14 protein-coding genes are annotated in these 13,745 nt (G+C 68.5%); 6 read left to right on the top strand and 8 right to left on the bottom strand.

Translation table 11 applies throughout. The features are described 5' to 3' along the window. Positions 1–109 precede the first annotated feature (109 nt). Positions 110–931: a heme ABC transporter ATP-binding protein gene (locus OHB12_RS06285; protein WP_327117010.1), complete on the top strand. Its 822-nt coding sequence runs from the start codon at positions 110–112 to the stop codon at positions 929–931. 36 nt (positions 932–967) lie between these two features. Here OHB12_RS06285 and OHB12_RS06280 read toward each other — a convergent pair whose 3' ends face one another. The 3 genes from OHB12_RS06280 to OHB12_RS06270 are packed head-to-tail and all read right to left on the bottom strand — an operon-like array spanning position 968 to position 3,976. After that, positions 968–3,061 (bottom strand): MMPL family transporter, encoded by a 2,094-nt coding sequence (locus OHB12_RS06280; protein ID WP_327117008.1) that lies wholly within the window; start codon positions 3,059–3,061, stop codon positions 968–970. 18 nt (positions 3,062–3,079) lie between these two features. Then, positions 3,080–3,613: a hypothetical protein gene (locus OHB12_RS06275; protein ID WP_327117006.1), complete on the bottom strand. Its 534-nt coding sequence runs from the start codon at positions 3,611–3,613 to the stop codon at positions 3,080–3,082. A gap of 6 nt (positions 3,614–3,619) precedes the next feature. After that, complete coding sequence (locus OHB12_RS06270) at positions 3,620–3,976, bottom strand: hypothetical protein (protein ID WP_327117004.1); 357 nt, start codon at positions 3,974–3,976, stop codon at positions 3,620–3,622. Positions 3,977–4,129: 153 nt separating this feature from the next. Here OHB12_RS06270 and OHB12_RS06265 point away from each other — a divergent pair, with 153 nt between their 5' ends. The 3 genes from OHB12_RS06265 to OHB12_RS06255 are packed head-to-tail and all read left to right on the top strand — an operon-like array spanning position 4,130 to position 6,565. After that, complete coding sequence (locus OHB12_RS06265; protein ID WP_327117002.1) at positions 4,130–5,188, top strand: hypothetical protein; 1,059 nt, start codon at positions 4,130–4,132, stop codon at positions 5,186–5,188. Beyond that, the gene (locus OHB12_RS06260; protein WP_327117000.1) at positions 5,188–5,484 is read left to right on the top strand and encodes a DUF5703 family protein; all 297 of its coding nucleotides are present in this window, start codon (positions 5,188–5,190) and stop codon (positions 5,482–5,484) included. Before OHB12_RS06265 ends, OHB12_RS06260 begins: the two co-directional genes overlap by 1 nt. Before the next feature lie 4 nt (positions 5,485–5,488). Further along, complete coding sequence (locus tag OHB12_RS06255; protein WP_327116998.1) at positions 5,489–6,565, top strand: quinone-dependent dihydroorotate dehydrogenase; 1,077 nt, start codon at positions 5,489–5,491, stop codon at positions 6,563–6,565. 28 nt (positions 6,566–6,593) lie between these two features. Here the strand turns inward: OHB12_RS06255 and OHB12_RS06250 are convergent, their stop codons facing one another. Next, positions 6,594–6,980: a hypothetical protein gene (locus tag OHB12_RS06250; protein ID WP_327116996.1), complete on the bottom strand. Its 387-nt coding sequence runs from the start codon at positions 6,978–6,980 to the stop codon at positions 6,594–6,596. A gap of 126 nt (positions 6,981–7,106) precedes the next feature. After that, positions 7,107–7,304, bottom strand: a complete 198-nt coding sequence (locus OHB12_RS06245; RefSeq protein WP_327116994.1) for a hypothetical protein — start codon at positions 7,302–7,304, stop codon at positions 7,107–7,109. 433 nt (positions 7,305–7,737) lie between these two features. On the opposite strand from OHB12_RS06245, the gene OHB12_RS06240 reads away from it, so the two are divergent. Both OHB12_RS06240 and ribA read left to right on the top strand, forming a co-directional pair. Then, on the top strand, positions 7,738–9,243 hold the full coding sequence (locus OHB12_RS06240) for a PfkB family carbohydrate kinase (RefSeq protein WP_327116992.1): 1,506 nt from the start codon (positions 7,738–7,740) through the stop codon (positions 9,241–9,243). Further along, entirely contained in the window at positions 9,240–10,019 is a 780-nt protein-coding gene (gene ribA, locus OHB12_RS06235; protein WP_327116990.1) for a GTP cyclohydrolase II RibA, read from the top strand. The genes OHB12_RS06240 and ribA overlap by 4 nt, the downstream gene beginning before the upstream one ends. Before the next feature lie 1,451 nt (positions 10,020–11,470). Here ribA and OHB12_RS06230 read toward each other — a convergent pair. The 3 genes from OHB12_RS06230 to OHB12_RS06220 form a co-directional block, all read right to left on the bottom strand. Further along, complete coding sequence (locus OHB12_RS06230) at positions 11,471–12,025, bottom strand: site-specific integrase (RefSeq protein ID WP_327116988.1); 555 nt, start codon at positions 12,023–12,025, stop codon at positions 11,471–11,473. A gap of 31 nt (positions 12,026–12,056) precedes the next feature. Continuing rightward, positions 12,057–12,470 carry a hypothetical protein gene (locus OHB12_RS06225; RefSeq protein ID WP_327116986.1) on the bottom strand — a complete coding sequence of 138 codons (414 nt, stop codon included), beginning with the start codon at positions 12,468–12,470 and terminating at the stop codon, positions 12,057–12,059. 352 nt (positions 12,471–12,822) lie between these two features. Next, positions 12,823–13,548, bottom strand: coding sequence for a dienelactone hydrolase family protein (locus tag OHB12_RS06220; protein ID WP_327116984.1), 726 nt, complete (start codon positions 13,546–13,548; stop codon positions 12,823–12,825). Between the last annotated feature and the right edge of the window lie 197 nt (positions 13,549–13,745).

Here is a 13,745-nt window from a genome sequence, read left to right as displayed (position 1 = left end):
AGGGCTGCGGCGAACGCCGAGAACCCCTCTCCATGGTGTGCTGTGGAATTGGTGCCGGAGGTGGTTGGTGAGCGGGGCGCGGCACAGGTTGGGCGGGTTGTTCGCTCGGATGCACGAAGTGCCGGTGGCGCCGAAACGCGGGGGGGTCACGGTGCGTGCGGTCGGGGTCAGCGTGGATCGGCGCGGCGGCAGTGGGGCGCACAGTCGGCGTGTGCTCGAGGGGATCGACTTCGAGGTGGTTGCGGGGCAGGTCGTGGCGCTGGTGGGCCCGAACGGGGCGGGCAAGTCGACGCTGCTGGCTGCGCTGGCCGGGGAGCTGACGCCCAGCGAAGGGGTGGTCGAGCTCGATGGGCGGGCGTTGGCGCACTGGTCGTCGTTGGACATGGCGCGGCGGCGGGCCGTGCTGCCGCAGAGCCACACCGTCGGATTCCCGTTTACCGCACGAGAAGTGGTGGCCATGGGCCGCGCGCCTTGGGTGCGCACCGAGCGCCGCGAACGCGACGAGGAGCAGATCGCCGCCGCAATGGCCGCCACCGACGTCGAACACCTTGCCGCCCGGTCGTTTCCGACGCTGTCAGGCGGTGAACGCGCCCGCGTGGCGCTGGCCCGTGTGCTCGCCCAGGACACCGGCACTCTGCTGCTGGACGAGCCGACCGCCGCACTGGACCTCGGCCACCAGGAAGCCGTTCTGCGTCTGGCCACCGCTCGCGCCGCCGCGGGCGCCGCCGTGGTGGTGGTCCTGCACGATCTCGGTATCGCCGCCGCCTACGGCGACCGTGTCGCCGTCCTCGAATCCGGCCGCATCGCCGCCGACGGTCCACCCCGCGCTGTCCTCACCACCGACCTGCTGACCCGCGTCTACCAGCACCCGGTGGAGGTCCTCGACCACCCGGTCACCGGCGCCCAATTGGTCCTGCCTGTCCGCCGCTGATCGGGTTCGCCCCACGACGACCTACGCGACGTCGAGCTACCGCCAGATAATTTTCAGGACGGCGGGCGTCAAAAGCATGCGGATCACGGTGGCGTCCAGGATCAGCGCCGCGATCATCCCGTAGGCGATGTATTTCATCAGCACCAGGTCCGAGAACCCGAACGCGCCGGTGACCACGATGAGAATGGCGGCCGCGGAGGTGATCACGCCGCCGGTGTGGGCGATGCCGTAGCGGATCGCCTCCGGCGCGTCAGCGCCTCCGGCGCGCGCCTCCGACACCCGCGACAGCAGGAACACCTCGTAGTCGGTGGACAGCCCGAACACCACCGTCACGATCAGCGCGAGCACCGCGAACATCAACGGTCCCGGCGTGAAATGGAACATCCCCGCGCCGTGCCCCTCGACGAACATCCAGGTCAGCACACCGAGGGTCGAAATGAGGCTGAGCGCACTCATCGTGACGGCCTTCAGCGCGAGCACGACCGACCGGAATGCCGCGTAGAGCAGCGCCAGCGCCGCGGACACCAGGATCGCCAGCAGCATCGGCAGACCCGCCAGCAGGCCGTTGATGCTGTCGCGTTCCAGCGCGGGCACTCCGGCGACCATCACCTCGACCCCAGGCGGTTCGGGGAGAGCCCGCAGCGCCTCGATCACCCGGTCCGCGTCGCGTTTGTCGGCGAGCCCGGCGGCGAGCACGTTGATTCCGTCCTTGGTCGGCGCGGAGGGCTCGAACCGTCCGGTCAGCCCGGCGACCTGGTTGGCGGCGAATCGGATATCGCTCAACTGCTGCGGTTCGGCGCCGACCACCACGAGTTTCAACGGCTCGGTACGGAAGCTCGGGAACAGCTCGTCGAATCGTTCCTGTGCCACCCGCGCTGGATTGTCGTCGGCGAGATACCGCTCGCTGAGTCCGCCGAACTCGATGTGCCGCAAGGGGATACTCAGTGCGAGCAGCCCGAGCAGGATCGAGACCACTACCGCGAGCGGGCGCCGCATGGCCCACAGTGCGAGCCGGGAGAAGAACCCGGCCTGGATCTGCGCTTCGGTCCTGGTGCGGGAGAACTGTTTCCACCCCAGGAAGTCGATGCGGCGTCCGACGATGCTCAAGGCCGCCGGCAGCGCGGTCACCGACAGCAATGCCGCCAGCAGTACCGAACTGATGCCGCCGTAGGGCACCGAGCGCAGCACCCCGATCGGGTAGATGAACAGCGCGCCGAGGCTGATCGCGATGATCGCGGCCGAGAACAGCACCGTGCGTCCCGCGGTCGCGACGGTACGCGCGGTGGCCTCCTCCACCGTGTGTCCGGCCGCGAGCTCCTCCCGGAAACGGGTGACGGTGAACAGTCCGTAGTCGATCGCCAGTCCAAGACTCACCAAGGTCATGACGGCATTGGCGAAGACGTTGACGTCGATGTAGTCGGTCAGCAGGCGCAGTCCGCCCTGCGTGCCCAGGATCGTCATGCCGCCGATCAGCACCGGTAGCAGCGCCCCGATCACGCCGCCGAACACGAAATACAGCACGATCGCCACGATCGGCAAGGCGATGACTTCCGCGCGTTTGATGTCGTGCTGCATGCCGCTGTTGATGCCTCCGACGACCGGCTGCAACCCGGCCGATTGCACCGTCGTGCCGCCGGGGCCACCGCCGTCGCGTCCCGCGCCGAGGTGGTCTTTGATGGCTGCGTAGTTCTCCACGGTCGCGGTGCCCGCGCCGCGCAACCCGACGCTGGCGAATGCGTGGGTGCGCGAGACATCGGTGGCCTGTGCGGAAAACGGGCTGTCCCAGTAGCTGTCGATCTTCAGGATGCGGTCGGGATAGGTCGCCAGCAGGTGTGCGAGTTGTTCGATCACCGGTCCGCGGACAGCGGGGTCGTCGACCGTCTTCCCGTCCGGGGCGGTGTAGAGCAGGATCAGGTCGCTGTCGGTGTCGCGTCCGAAGGTGCTGTCGGCCAGTTCGGCGGCCGCGACCGATTCACTGTTCTCGTCGAACCAGCCCTCCTGGGTCAGCCGCCCGGATAGGTCGCGGCCGTACCAACCCGACACCAGCACGAACAGTACGAAAACGGCCAGCACGAGAAAGCGGTTGCGGTGGACGAACCGTCCCCATCGCAGCGATCCGGACCTCAGCATCGAGTCGCGGAGCCCGGGCTAGCCGCAGGCCGGGGTGCGGTAGTCGGCGGAGCGCAGGATGCCGCACAAGTCGGTGCGCGAGATCTTCCATTTGTCGGCGACGAGCACGAAGTGCATGACGGTTGTTCGCACGGCGGCGCCGGTGCCGTCCTTGTCCAGCCGCATGGTCGCGGTGAGCGTGCCGTCGTGGTTGTCGAAGACGGGGTCGGTGACGCCGTAGACGGCGCGGGGGTGGTCCTGCAGCGCCTTGTACATGTCGGGAATGGCCTGGCGGAAGGTCTCGCCGTCCTCGATCAGGTCGGTGCGCTCGCTGTCGGGCAGTGCCGGGTCCAGCGCCCGTTTGATGTGGGCGTCCAACTCGGCGGCGGTGGGCAGCGGCGGGTGCGCAGCGCTGGCGGAGGCGCTGACCGAGGACGACAGCGATGCGTTCGCCGAGGAGCGCGCGGCGTCGACGGCGGCCTCGTCCGGGCCGGTGCTGCAAGCCGCGGCGACGGCCACCAGCAGCAGGCCTGCCGCGATTCGGGCGGTCCGGGCGAGCGGTGTGTCAGTCATCACCCTCTACATACCATCGATTACGGCGCTGATTCGTCCCAGCAGGGCTCGCACGGTCGTGACGTCCCGATCCGCGGCGGCCTCGGCCGGGGCGGCGTCGGGGATCATATCCCGCACCAGCGCGATGACACTGCGCTCGTCGTCGAGGTCGATGTCGGTGACCCTGGCCTCGGCGATCGCCACCACGTCGTCCGGGGCCGGGACGGCGCTGTCGAGGTCGCGGCGGTAGATCTCCAGCATCAGGGTCGAGCGGATGGTGCGGAACGCGTAGGGGCGGCCGTCGGCCGTCCTGCCGAACCCGTGCGCGTAGGTGCCGACGGTGATGTCGTCGATGGTAAATCCCGACGGATTGTCGGCTTTCAACCGGAACTCCCTGATTCGGACACTGTGTGCAGTCCACCGTAACCCCGATCACCGACATTCTGCTCGAGCAGAGACCCGGTCGGTCGGTCGGTTGCGTCATCATGGTCAGATGGTTCGGTTGCGGAAGATTCGTCGGTAGAAGGAGTTCGGTGGATGCGCCCTCGTGGCTCGGTCTGCTCGGCATTCGCAGGTGCGGCGTTGCTGGTGGTGCTGGCCGGGTGCTCCTCCGGCACCGGCGGTAACGATCAGCCGACCAGGGAACCGGCCACTGCCGCGGTCGCGCCCGCCGCGAGCGTGCGGCCTGCGGGCGAGGTTTTCGCGCTCGCGAATCCGGTCGGCGGACTGCTTGCCGAGGCGGGCACCGGGCAGCTGGCCGCGCTCGCCGCGAGCAGCGACACCACCGCCATGCTCTCCGTCGTCGATCCCGCAAAGCTGACCCGGGTCGGCCCCGGAGGTACTCCGGATCCCGGCATGCGCACCCTGCAGCTGCCCGCACACGGGGCGGGTCTGGCCCAAGGCAAGCCAGGCGAAGTTCTGGTTCCCGCGGCGAACCGCGTCATTCGCGTGGATCTCGCAACCGGCGTGATGACCGAGATACCGGTCGACGGCGACGCCAGGTCGGTACAGCAGCGCGAGGACGGGTCGCTGATCGTCGGCACTGCGGACGGCAAGGTCCGCACCGTCTCCCCCGACGGCAAGGTCGCCGAGACCGTGTCCGGGCTCGCCTCTGCCGACGCGGTCGCGCTCACCGGTGACCATGTCTCCGTGCTCGACCGCCGCCAAACATCTTTGACCCAGCTCGACCGCGGTGCAGACCGCCTCGGATTGGCACTTCGCGCGGGCGACGGCGCCACCAACCTGGTCACCGATCCGTTCGGCCGCATCGTCGTCGCCGATACCGCGGGTAACGAACTGCTGGTCTATAGTGCCGGACCGCTCGTGCTGCGCCAGCGTTTCCCGGTAGGATCGTCGCCTTACGCGCTCGCCTATGACCAGCGGTCCGACACCGTATGGGTGACGTGTACGCAGAGCAACGAAGTCGTCGGATTCGACCTGTCGACGGGTATACCGGAGGAAGTGGGCCGCTACTCGACCGTCCGGCAGCCGAACTCGGTGGCCATCGAGCAGCGCACCGGTGACTTGTTCGTGGGGTCCGCGACCGGCGACGGTCTGCAACGGATCGGTGCGGACGATCGGAAGAGAGGGCACTGATGGCTCGGACACCGCGCGCGGGCGACGATTCCGCGGCATCTCCCGATCCGACGGCGCACCGGGCGCGCAGGCGTGCCCTGCCCGCGGGCTGGGAGACTACCAGCGACGATTACGAGTACGTGCCGCTGCGCCTGCCACCCGACGTGACGCGGGTGACCGCGTCCATGCGGCTGACGATCCAGGCCGAGTTCGGCGGCTGGGAGCTGTCGCGGGTGCGGGCCTACACCGACGGCAGCAGGCGGGTGCTGCTGCGCCGACGAAAATCCGCAATACCTCAGCCCGAACCCGGAATGTGAGCCGATGTACGCCCTGCTACTGCGACTGATGTTCCTGGTCTCGCCGGAACGCATCCACCACTTGGCCTTCGCCGCCATGCGGTTCGCCGCCTGGTTCCCGCCGCTGCGCTGGGCGATGACCAAGCTACTCACCACCGATGACCCCGTCCTGCGCGGCACCGCGTTCGGGGTCGAGTTCCCCGGGCCGCTCGGCTTGGCCGCCGGTTTCGACAAGAATGCCGACGGCGTCGACGCATGGGCCCCGCTCGGGTTCGGTTTCGCCGAGATCGGCACTGTCACCGCGCAGGCCCAGCCGGGCAATCCCGCGCCGCGGCTGTTCCGGCTGCCCGCCGACCATGCCCTGATCAACCGGATGGGTTTCAATAACCACGGTGCGGCCGCTGCCGCCGAACGGCTGCGCAACCGTCGCGGCGACGTGCCGATCGGCGCCAATATCGGCAAGACGAAGATCGTCGAACCCGACGACGCGGCCGTCGATTACGCGACCAGCGCCGCCCTGCTCGGTCCGCACGCCGACTTCGTCGTCGTCAATGTCAGCTCCCCCAATACCCCCGGCCTGCGTGACCTGCAGGCGGTCGAATCGCTGCGCCCGATTCTGCGGGCGGTGCTGGACCGCGTGCGGGTGCCGGTCCTGGTGAAGATCGCTCCGGATCTGTCCGACGAGGACATCGACGCGGTTGCCGATCTCGCCGTCGAGCTGGGTCTGGCGGGCATCGTGGCCACCAACACCACCATTCGCCGCGATGGGCTACGTACAGGTCCCGCCGAGGTTGCCGCCATGGGCCCGGGCGGCTTGTCCGGCGCACCGGTCGCCGACCGTTCCCTCGAGGTTCTGCGCCGCCTGTATGGTCGTGTCGGCGACCGTCTCGTGCTCATCTCGGTGGGCGGCATCGAAACCGTCGACCAGGCGTGGGAGCGCATCCTTGCCGGGGCCACCTTGTTGCAGGGCTACACCGGCTTCATCTACGGCGGCCCGTTCTGGATGCGCAAGCTCCATCGTGGTCTCGCGGATCGGGTGCGCACCGATGGATATCGCAGTATCAGCGAGGCCGTCGGCGCAGGGCACATCGCCCACGCCTGAGGTTGCGTTCGCGGCACGCTCGATCGGATCAACCGTGCACGAATGGCGGTTCGATGCTGTGGGTGCGCAATCGTCGGGTGCGCGGGCCGGGCCCCGGCGGCGCTGTGTCGCCTTCTGGTCGCAGGTCGTTCAATCTGGCCGCCATCCGCTTGGCCAGCAGGATCACGGCGTGTTCGCGCAGGATGCCCAGTTGGTCGGCATAGGTGTCGGCGCGGGCCTGGATCATCCGGTCGTGTACCCCGTACGGGTCGCTGAGCAGTTCGTCGAGTTCCATACCTGCCTGCGCCTGGGCGCGGGTCAGTGGCCGGTTCGGCAGCCAGCTCAGCCGCCATATGTCGGCGCCCTCGATGTCGCGGTAGGCCGACTCCGGGGTGATGTCACTGGTCATCGTCCATTCGGTGGTGTGAACGGTCATCGTTGTCTCCGGTGCAACAGGTGGAGTGAGGTCGGCTCCAGGGTGCTGGGATCGATGGTCACGAGTGCCTCCTGTCGTGCATACGCTGAGGCAGCGCGATCGATGCGTGCTGCGGGGTGATTCCCTCTACGTCGGCGCACGCGTGGGCCGACGGGGCTGTTGCCGAGCCGAGGCACTGAGCAGTTCGCTCAGGTCTATTCCGGCTCGTGCCTGTTCGCGGGTCAGCCGGTAAGTGAACCAGTTCAGCTGCCATGCTTGTTCCTCGCGGCCTGCCCGCCAGGCGACGCCGCTGGTCATCGATCGGCTGTTCGCGTCGATCGCCACGGCTGGCTCCACGGCGGACGAGTTGTCGCCGAGGCGCACCGATCGTAGGAGGGTGTGCTCGGCCGGGCGGAAGCGCGACCTGCGGGTGTTTCCCCGCTGCGGGCGGACGACGACCGGGCGGATTGCCGCGAGTGTGTCGGACGGCGCGTTTAGTCCACCACCGACTTCGCCACCAGCTCGATCTCTGGTCCGGCGGGGCGGTGTTGCCGTCGCCGTCGAATCTGCCATATCAGGAGAATCACTTTCATCACCAGCCCTCCCGAATTGTCTGGTGCTGCGATGGGGATCGCCACATCCAGTGTGGCATTTGCCGTTCCCCGAGCGCAATTGCCGTTGTAATTTGGTAATTGACGGTTCGCCCGCTGGCTAAACCCGACTGACCGACGTGAGCGGGGCGCGGCGACGACGCGCGGATCGAGGAGGGGGATTCACCATGGTCCCGCAGGACTCGGGAATGGTTGCCGTGCGCAATATCCTTACGCGGTTGTGCAAACGGTCCGGCCTGAGCTCGGATCGGTTGCGCAGCACCGAAATCGACGTGCTGCCGCTGCTGGATCTACTGGCCGTGCGCCAGTACGCGTGGCGCACAGGCATCGCGCGGGAGGAGGCGGTGCTGCCGCTGGTTCGGGAGTTGGTCCGGCGGTTGGAACCTACGAACCGGCTGATCGTCGACGCGGAGCTGTCGTTGGGTCTCCTGCGCGAACATCCGCCGAACGGCGTGGACCTCGAGCGCCTGTACGCCTCGGATCTGGGCGAGCGTCGCGAATATCTCACCGAGCACTGGGATATGCTCCACGAAGCTGTGGGGGCGCAACGGATTCCCGCCGTGCCGACGGTGCGGTCGCTGCGCGCGGCGCCCGAGCACCGCGCGTTCACCGAGCTGGCCGCCCTCCTGGCCACGGCGTCGGTCTTCGACGGCGCGCCCGTCCTCGACGCTGTCCTCGCTGCGTCGGAAACCACCGTGAGCCAGCCGGTTTCGGCGAAGTCCCGCGGCGCGGTGACCGTGATCGGCGACGCGGTCATCGACCACATGTACCTGGTCGACCGGATTCCGGGCCCGGGCGGCACCGCCAGGGGCAGCTACGAGGAGCATCCCGGCGGCAAGGGCCTGACCCGTGCGGTCGCGGCCGCCCGGCTCGGCATGGACGTGCGCCTGATCTCGGCGGTCGGCGACGACGACGCCGGAAGCCGCATTCTCGAGTATCTGCGCAGCGAACGGGTCGACACCGAACTGATCAAGGTGGTGCCCTATGCGCCGACGCCAGTCACATCGGTGACCGTCGCCGGCACCGGCGCGGCCAGCACGATCGGTTGCAAGGACGAGCGAATCCGGTTGAGCGCACAGGATTTACGCAGTGCGGGCATCCGCAGCGCGATCGCCGGCTCCGACGCAGTGCTGCTCACCTTCGAACAGCCGACCGGGGTGATCGAGCAAATCATGGCGGAACTACGGCGCCTGGGAACCCGGCCGCTCGTGGTCGTTCACCCGGCACCGCCGCTGGATCGCCCGCAATACCTCTACCAGTACCTCAGCGCAGTGGACTATCTGGTCGGCGCAAACAAGGAACTGGGGGCGCTGGCGATGGTGCCCGACGGCGCCAACGGCTCCGGTGCGAAGATCGCGACGCTGCTGCGTGCACTCGGGGTGCGGTCGGTGTGCGCGATCCAGGACTTCCGGTGCGCGGTGTGGTCCGACCAGGTCAGCGCCGAATTCCAGCCGTTTCCGACCGCACTGGAGGACTCGGTCGGTGCTCACGCCGCCTTCTCTGCCGCGCTGGTATATCGTCTCGTCTCGACGCGCCGCCCCGCCGAACGCAACGACTACGTCTGGGCGACCGCCGCGATGGTGGCGACGCAATCGGTCGGGGATGTCCCCGGCGCAATGCCACTGGTGAGTGAGGTCGAACGGATATTCCGACTCGCTACGGAGGAGCATTGACCAGAATTGTGTCCAGCCTTGCCGATACCGATCACCGGTTCGGCCGCAAGGGGCATGATTTGCGAGTTCGTGTGGTGGAACTGAACGAGGAGAACGAGCGGGGCCACCTGTTGATGTTCGGTGCGGTCACCGACGGATGCCTGGTCAGGGTGCACTCGCGCTGCCTGTACGGCGAAGCGCTGCGGTCCGACGACTGCGACTGCGGGCCCGAGCTGGACAGGGCGCTCGATCTCATCCAGGCAGCGGGTTGCGGGGTGCTGGTCTATCTGGAGCAGGAGGGCCGCGGCGCCGGACTGATCGCAAAGGCGCTCGGATACCGCGAGAGCGAGCTGTCGGGCACCGATACATTCGCCAGCTACGAGAAGCTCGGCTACCCCGCCGACGCCCGCACCTACGTCGCGACCGCGCGCGCTCTGGCGGATCTGGGACTGCGTTCGGTGCAGCTGCTCACCAACAATCCCGGAAAGGTCGAAGCCCTGCGGCAAGCCGGTTTGCAAGTCACCGCGGTGCCATTGCGGACCACGGTGCTCAGTGAGCGGGCCCGCGACTATCTGGAGGTCAAGCGCAGGCGTCGCAAGCACTGGATTCCCACGGATTCCGCACCGTGGGCGGTTGAGCTGGATACCTCGCAGGTCCCGGGGCCCGCCTACGACCCGGCGGCGGTCGTCCCAAGCGACGGTGACGTGGCGTTGGCTGTCGATTCGGTCGTCACGCCGAGCGAGACCGTCGGCGCACGGCCGGGTTCCGCATCGGCCCCGGATCTCATCGGCGCGTAAAGGTTTCACGATCAGGCCGACCACGATCCCCGCACATGGCTACGGGAAGCGAGCCGGGCCACTTCCACGGCACGACGGTGCTGGCCTCGCGCGGCGACTGCTGGAACTGGAGGTTGAGGAATCCGAGGAAGGCTCCGGCCGTGAAGCCGTAGGTGGTCCCGGTAGCACTGACGAATTTTCGGTCGGATATAGCTGCGACTTGCGGTGATGTCGCGGTGTAGGTCCTGGTTCGTGGGCTGGTGATCGCTGCCGCTACGTTCTGATCCGGTTTTGTACGGGTCGAACGTTGGGGTGGTTGGTGTCAGAGAAGATGTTCTCCGAGGAGCAGTTGGAGCAGCTGCGATCGTTCCCGGAGATCACCAGAGACGAGCTCATCAAGTACTTCACGCGGATGCTGCTGGTGGATGTCAGCCTACGGATGACCCGGCTGGAGTGGCTGAACAGCCCGGCCAGGGACGCTTCAGCGTCGGCGGTGAAGACCTCGATCGAGAAGCTGACCTGGTTCCGCAATATCGACGCGCACCTGCTGGATCTGTCGATGCTGCCGAACGAGCGGCGCCGGTTCCTGGCCCAGGTCGCGCGCCGCTCCACCAACCAGGGGCTGGAGCGGCGCGGGGAGCGTAGGTTCCCGATCCTGCTGGCGTTCGTCGCCCAGGCCGCCGTCGACCAGTTGGACGAGGTGGTGGCGTTGTTCGACCAGGCGGTGTCGGCGCGGGAGTCCCGGGCCAAGTCCAAGACCGATGCGGCGCTGGCTGAGCGGGCCAAGAAGGGCGAGGCCGGGCAGCTGTTGATGGATGTGATCCTTCCGGTGCTGGCCGATGCGTCGATCTCGGACGAGCAGGTCGGCGGCATCCTGCGGGACCGGGTCGGGATGCAGATGCTGCGCGAGCTGAACGCGGATGCCTGGACGCCGCTCCCGAAGGACCACGGCCGGCTGTCGGAGCTGGACTCCTCCTGCACCTACCTGCGGCAGTTCACGCCGAACGTGCTGGCCACGATCGACTTCCGTGGCGGGCCGGGCACCGACGCGCTGATGCGGGCCGTGGCCATCCTCGAGGAGATGAACGCCTCCGGCGGCCGGAAGGTCCCCTCGGACGCGCCGACCGCCTTCGTCCCGGCCAGGTACGCCGACTACCTGGACAAGGCCCGCAAGTCCGGGCAGGACACCGCCTACCGGCACTATTGGGAACTGTGCGTGATCTTGTGCCTTCGGGACGGGCTCCGCTCCGGAGACGTCTGGGTGCCGGGGTCGCGCCGCTACGCCGCCCCGGCCACCTACCTGTACACGCCGGCACAGTGGGCGCACCGCCGCGACGACTACTGCCGGCTGGTGGCCAAACCCACATCTGCGGCCGAGGCGCTGGAGCAGGGCAAGGAAGAGCTGCACGCCGCCCTCGAGGAGCTGGAGGGGACGCTGGCAACGCGTCGCCGGACGACACCGGCACGGTCCGTCAGGACGACGATGACCACCTGGTGGTGCCGCCGCTGTCGGCCGAGGACATCCCAGCCGAGGCCAAGACGCTCAACGACGAGCTGGCCGGGATGCCGCTGCCGGGTCGGACGTAGCGCATCGCGGTGCGGGGGTTTCGGTGGCGGGTCTTGGCCATGATGAGCTGCAGCGGGGTCTTGGCGTCGCCGAGGTGGGTGGCGGCCGAGTGGCGGAGCTGGTGGGGGTCGAGTCCCGCGTACTGCTCGAGGAGGACACGGACACGGACACGGTCGTAGCCGAGGCGGGCCCGCCCGGTGTGCGGACAGATGCCTTCGGCCGCGGGCCGGCGGGCGGGGACGGGGCGGCGGTGCGAGAGGAACAGCGGGCCGTGGGTGCGGGAGGTTCCGTCGGGGAGTTTGAGCAGGCGGGGTAGGAGGCGGGCGGTGCCGGCATCCCAGTACACCCATTGGGTCGCGCCGCCTTTGGACTTCACGGATGCTCTGTTGTTCTCCAGATCGAGGTCCTCGACGTTGAGGGAGAGGATCTCCGCGGTCCGGGCCGCGGTCTCGTACAGCATGCGCCACACGGTCCGCTCGCGCAGCGGGATGTCACGACGGGACAGCGGCCGGTGGACGGCGGTCTTGGTAACGGCCTTGGTTTCGTTGGGGTGTTCGCCGGCGCCGTTCGGCGTCGGCGGGCACGCAGGGCGCGGCCCAGTGCTTCTTGGTCTGGCACCAGGTGAGCCAGGAGGCGATCGCCGCGCGGTTGCGGTTCCACGTCGCGGGTTTGCATTCGCCCCACAGCTTGATGAGCGCCTCGCCGATCTGCTCGTCGGTGACGTCGACCAGGCAGCGGTCGCCGCCACCGAGCTCGGCGATGGTGCGGTCGATCGCCGAGGCGTAGGCGCGGTGGGTGTTGGGGTTGGCGACGCGCGCAGTCGACAGGTACTCGTTGCTCGCTGCGGTGAAAGTGACGCCATCGCCGCGCAGCGCGGTGATCTTCCGTTCAGCAGACACGGTCACCGGATGCCCGCCGCAGGGGCTGTTATCCGGTAGACCACGAGACGTCCGCAACCGGCGTCGAGGCCCGCCCAGGCCACCCCGGGCAGACGGTCGATCCGCGCAGTCAGGTCTGCGGCGAACGCCTAGGTGTGGACTCTGCGGGTTTTCACCTGTTCGTGGTGTGGTCGCTGGTGCGCCGAGCCAGAGCACTGCGCGGTGCATCGGGCGGATCCGGTTCCCGCCGCCGAGTGGGAACGCCCTCGCAGAGCACCTTCGTCACAGTTTCTCTGAGCTGCGGTGATGTCCCACAAACCGGAGCCGGTGGCCCTCGACCGGCCTGGTTCGCGGCCCGGAATCGCGGTTGCCGACCAGGTCACTCCGTTACGGGCAGACACTCGGCGAGCAGGTCGACGACGTCGCGCCAGGCTCGCTGCGCGTGCCGTGGGTGGTAGCCGACGCCGGGGACCGCGGGGTGGTCGACCGGCGGGTGGTGGAAGGCGTGCAAGGCACCGCCGTAGACCACGAGGCGCCAGTCGACGCCCGCGGCCTGCATCTCGGCGGTGAACGCGTCCCGTTGCGCGGGCGGCATGATCGGGTCTTCCGACCCCACCCCCGCCCACACCGGGCAGCGAATGCGCGCCGCCTCGCCCGGTCGGCCCGTGGTCAGTGCGTTGACTGTCCCGATCGCGCGCAGGTCGACACCGTCGCGCCCGAGTTCCAGCACGATTGCGCCCCCGGTGCCGTAGCCGACGGCGGCGATCCGGTCAGGGTCGGTCCGCGGTTCGGCGCGCAACACGTCGAGCGCCGCGTGGCCGATGCCCCGCATCCGGTCGGGGTCGGCGAGTAGCGGCATGCAACGGGCCAGCATCTCCTCGGGGTCGCCCAAATAGCGCCCGCCGTGGACGTCGAAGGCCAGCGCTACGTATCCCAGCTCGGCGAGAGAATCGGCCCGGCGGCGCTCGACGTCGCTGAGCCCCATACCCTCTGGTCCGACCAGGACCGCGGGCCGGCGGTCGACACCGGCCGGGAGCGCGAGGTGCCCGATCATCGTCAGGCCGTCGGCCGGGTACTCGACCGTGCGCGTTGTAACCGTCGTCATGAGACTGGACTGTAGTGATCGTCGAGGCCGGCCGGGGCCGGTGTTCACTGCTGGCAGAACAGCGCGGGTGTGCCTCTGAAATGTGGTGATGGCTCACAAGATCCGTCACAAACCCCGCTCCCGCGGCAGCGTTATCGGATCACCTGCCCTGGACACGGTGCTGGAGGTGGACCTGCCGGGTCTTCCGCTGGGGGTAT

The sequence above is a fragment of the Nocardia sp. NBC_01730 genome (genome assembly GCF_035920445.1).
Classification (GTDB): domain Bacteria; phylum Actinomycetota; class Actinomycetes; order Mycobacteriales; family Mycobacteriaceae; genus Nocardia.
The sequence above is the reverse complement of the archived record's forward strand: the minus strand, read 5'-3'. Positions and strand labels throughout refer to the sequence as shown.

What these genes read in the sequence shown, in the direction of transcription:
- OHB12_RS06285 (WP_327117010.1), top strand. Translation starts at nt 110, where the DNA reads ATGCACGAAGTGCCGGTGGCGCCGAAACGCGGGGGGGTCACGGTGCGT.
- OHB12_RS06280 (WP_327117008.1), bottom strand. Translation starts at nt 3,061, where the DNA reads ATGCTGAGGTCCGGATCGCTGCGATGGGGACGGTTCGTCCACCGCAAC.
- OHB12_RS06275 (WP_327117006.1), bottom strand. Translation starts at nt 3,613, where the DNA reads ATGACTGACACACCGCTCGCCCGGACCGCCCGAATCGCGGCAGGCCTG.
- OHB12_RS06265 (WP_327117002.1), top strand. Translation starts at nt 4,130, where the DNA reads ATGCGCCCTCGTGGCTCGGTCTGCTCGGCATTCGCAGGTGCGGCGTTG.
- OHB12_RS06260 (WP_327117000.1), top strand. Translation starts at nt 5,188, where the DNA reads ATGGCTCGGACACCGCGCGCGGGCGACGATTCCGCGGCATCTCCCGAT.
- OHB12_RS06255 (WP_327116998.1), top strand. Translation starts at nt 5,489, where the DNA reads ATGTACGCCCTGCTACTGCGACTGATGTTCCTGGTCTCGCCGGAACGC.
- OHB12_RS06250 (WP_327116996.1), bottom strand. Translation starts at nt 6,980, where the DNA reads ATGACCGTTCACACCACCGAATGGACGATGACCAGTGACATCACCCCG.
- OHB12_RS06240 (WP_327116992.1), top strand. Translation starts at nt 7,738, where the DNA reads ATGGTCCCGCAGGACTCGGGAATGGTTGCCGTGCGCAATATCCTTACG.
- OHB12_RS06230 (WP_327116988.1), bottom strand. Translation starts at nt 12,025, where the DNA reads ATGCTGTACGAGACCGCGGCCCGGACCGCGGAGATCCTCTCCCTCAAC.
- OHB12_RS06220 (WP_327116984.1), bottom strand. Translation starts at nt 13,548, where the DNA reads ATGACGACGGTTACAACGCGCACGGTCGAGTACCCGGCCGACGGCCTG.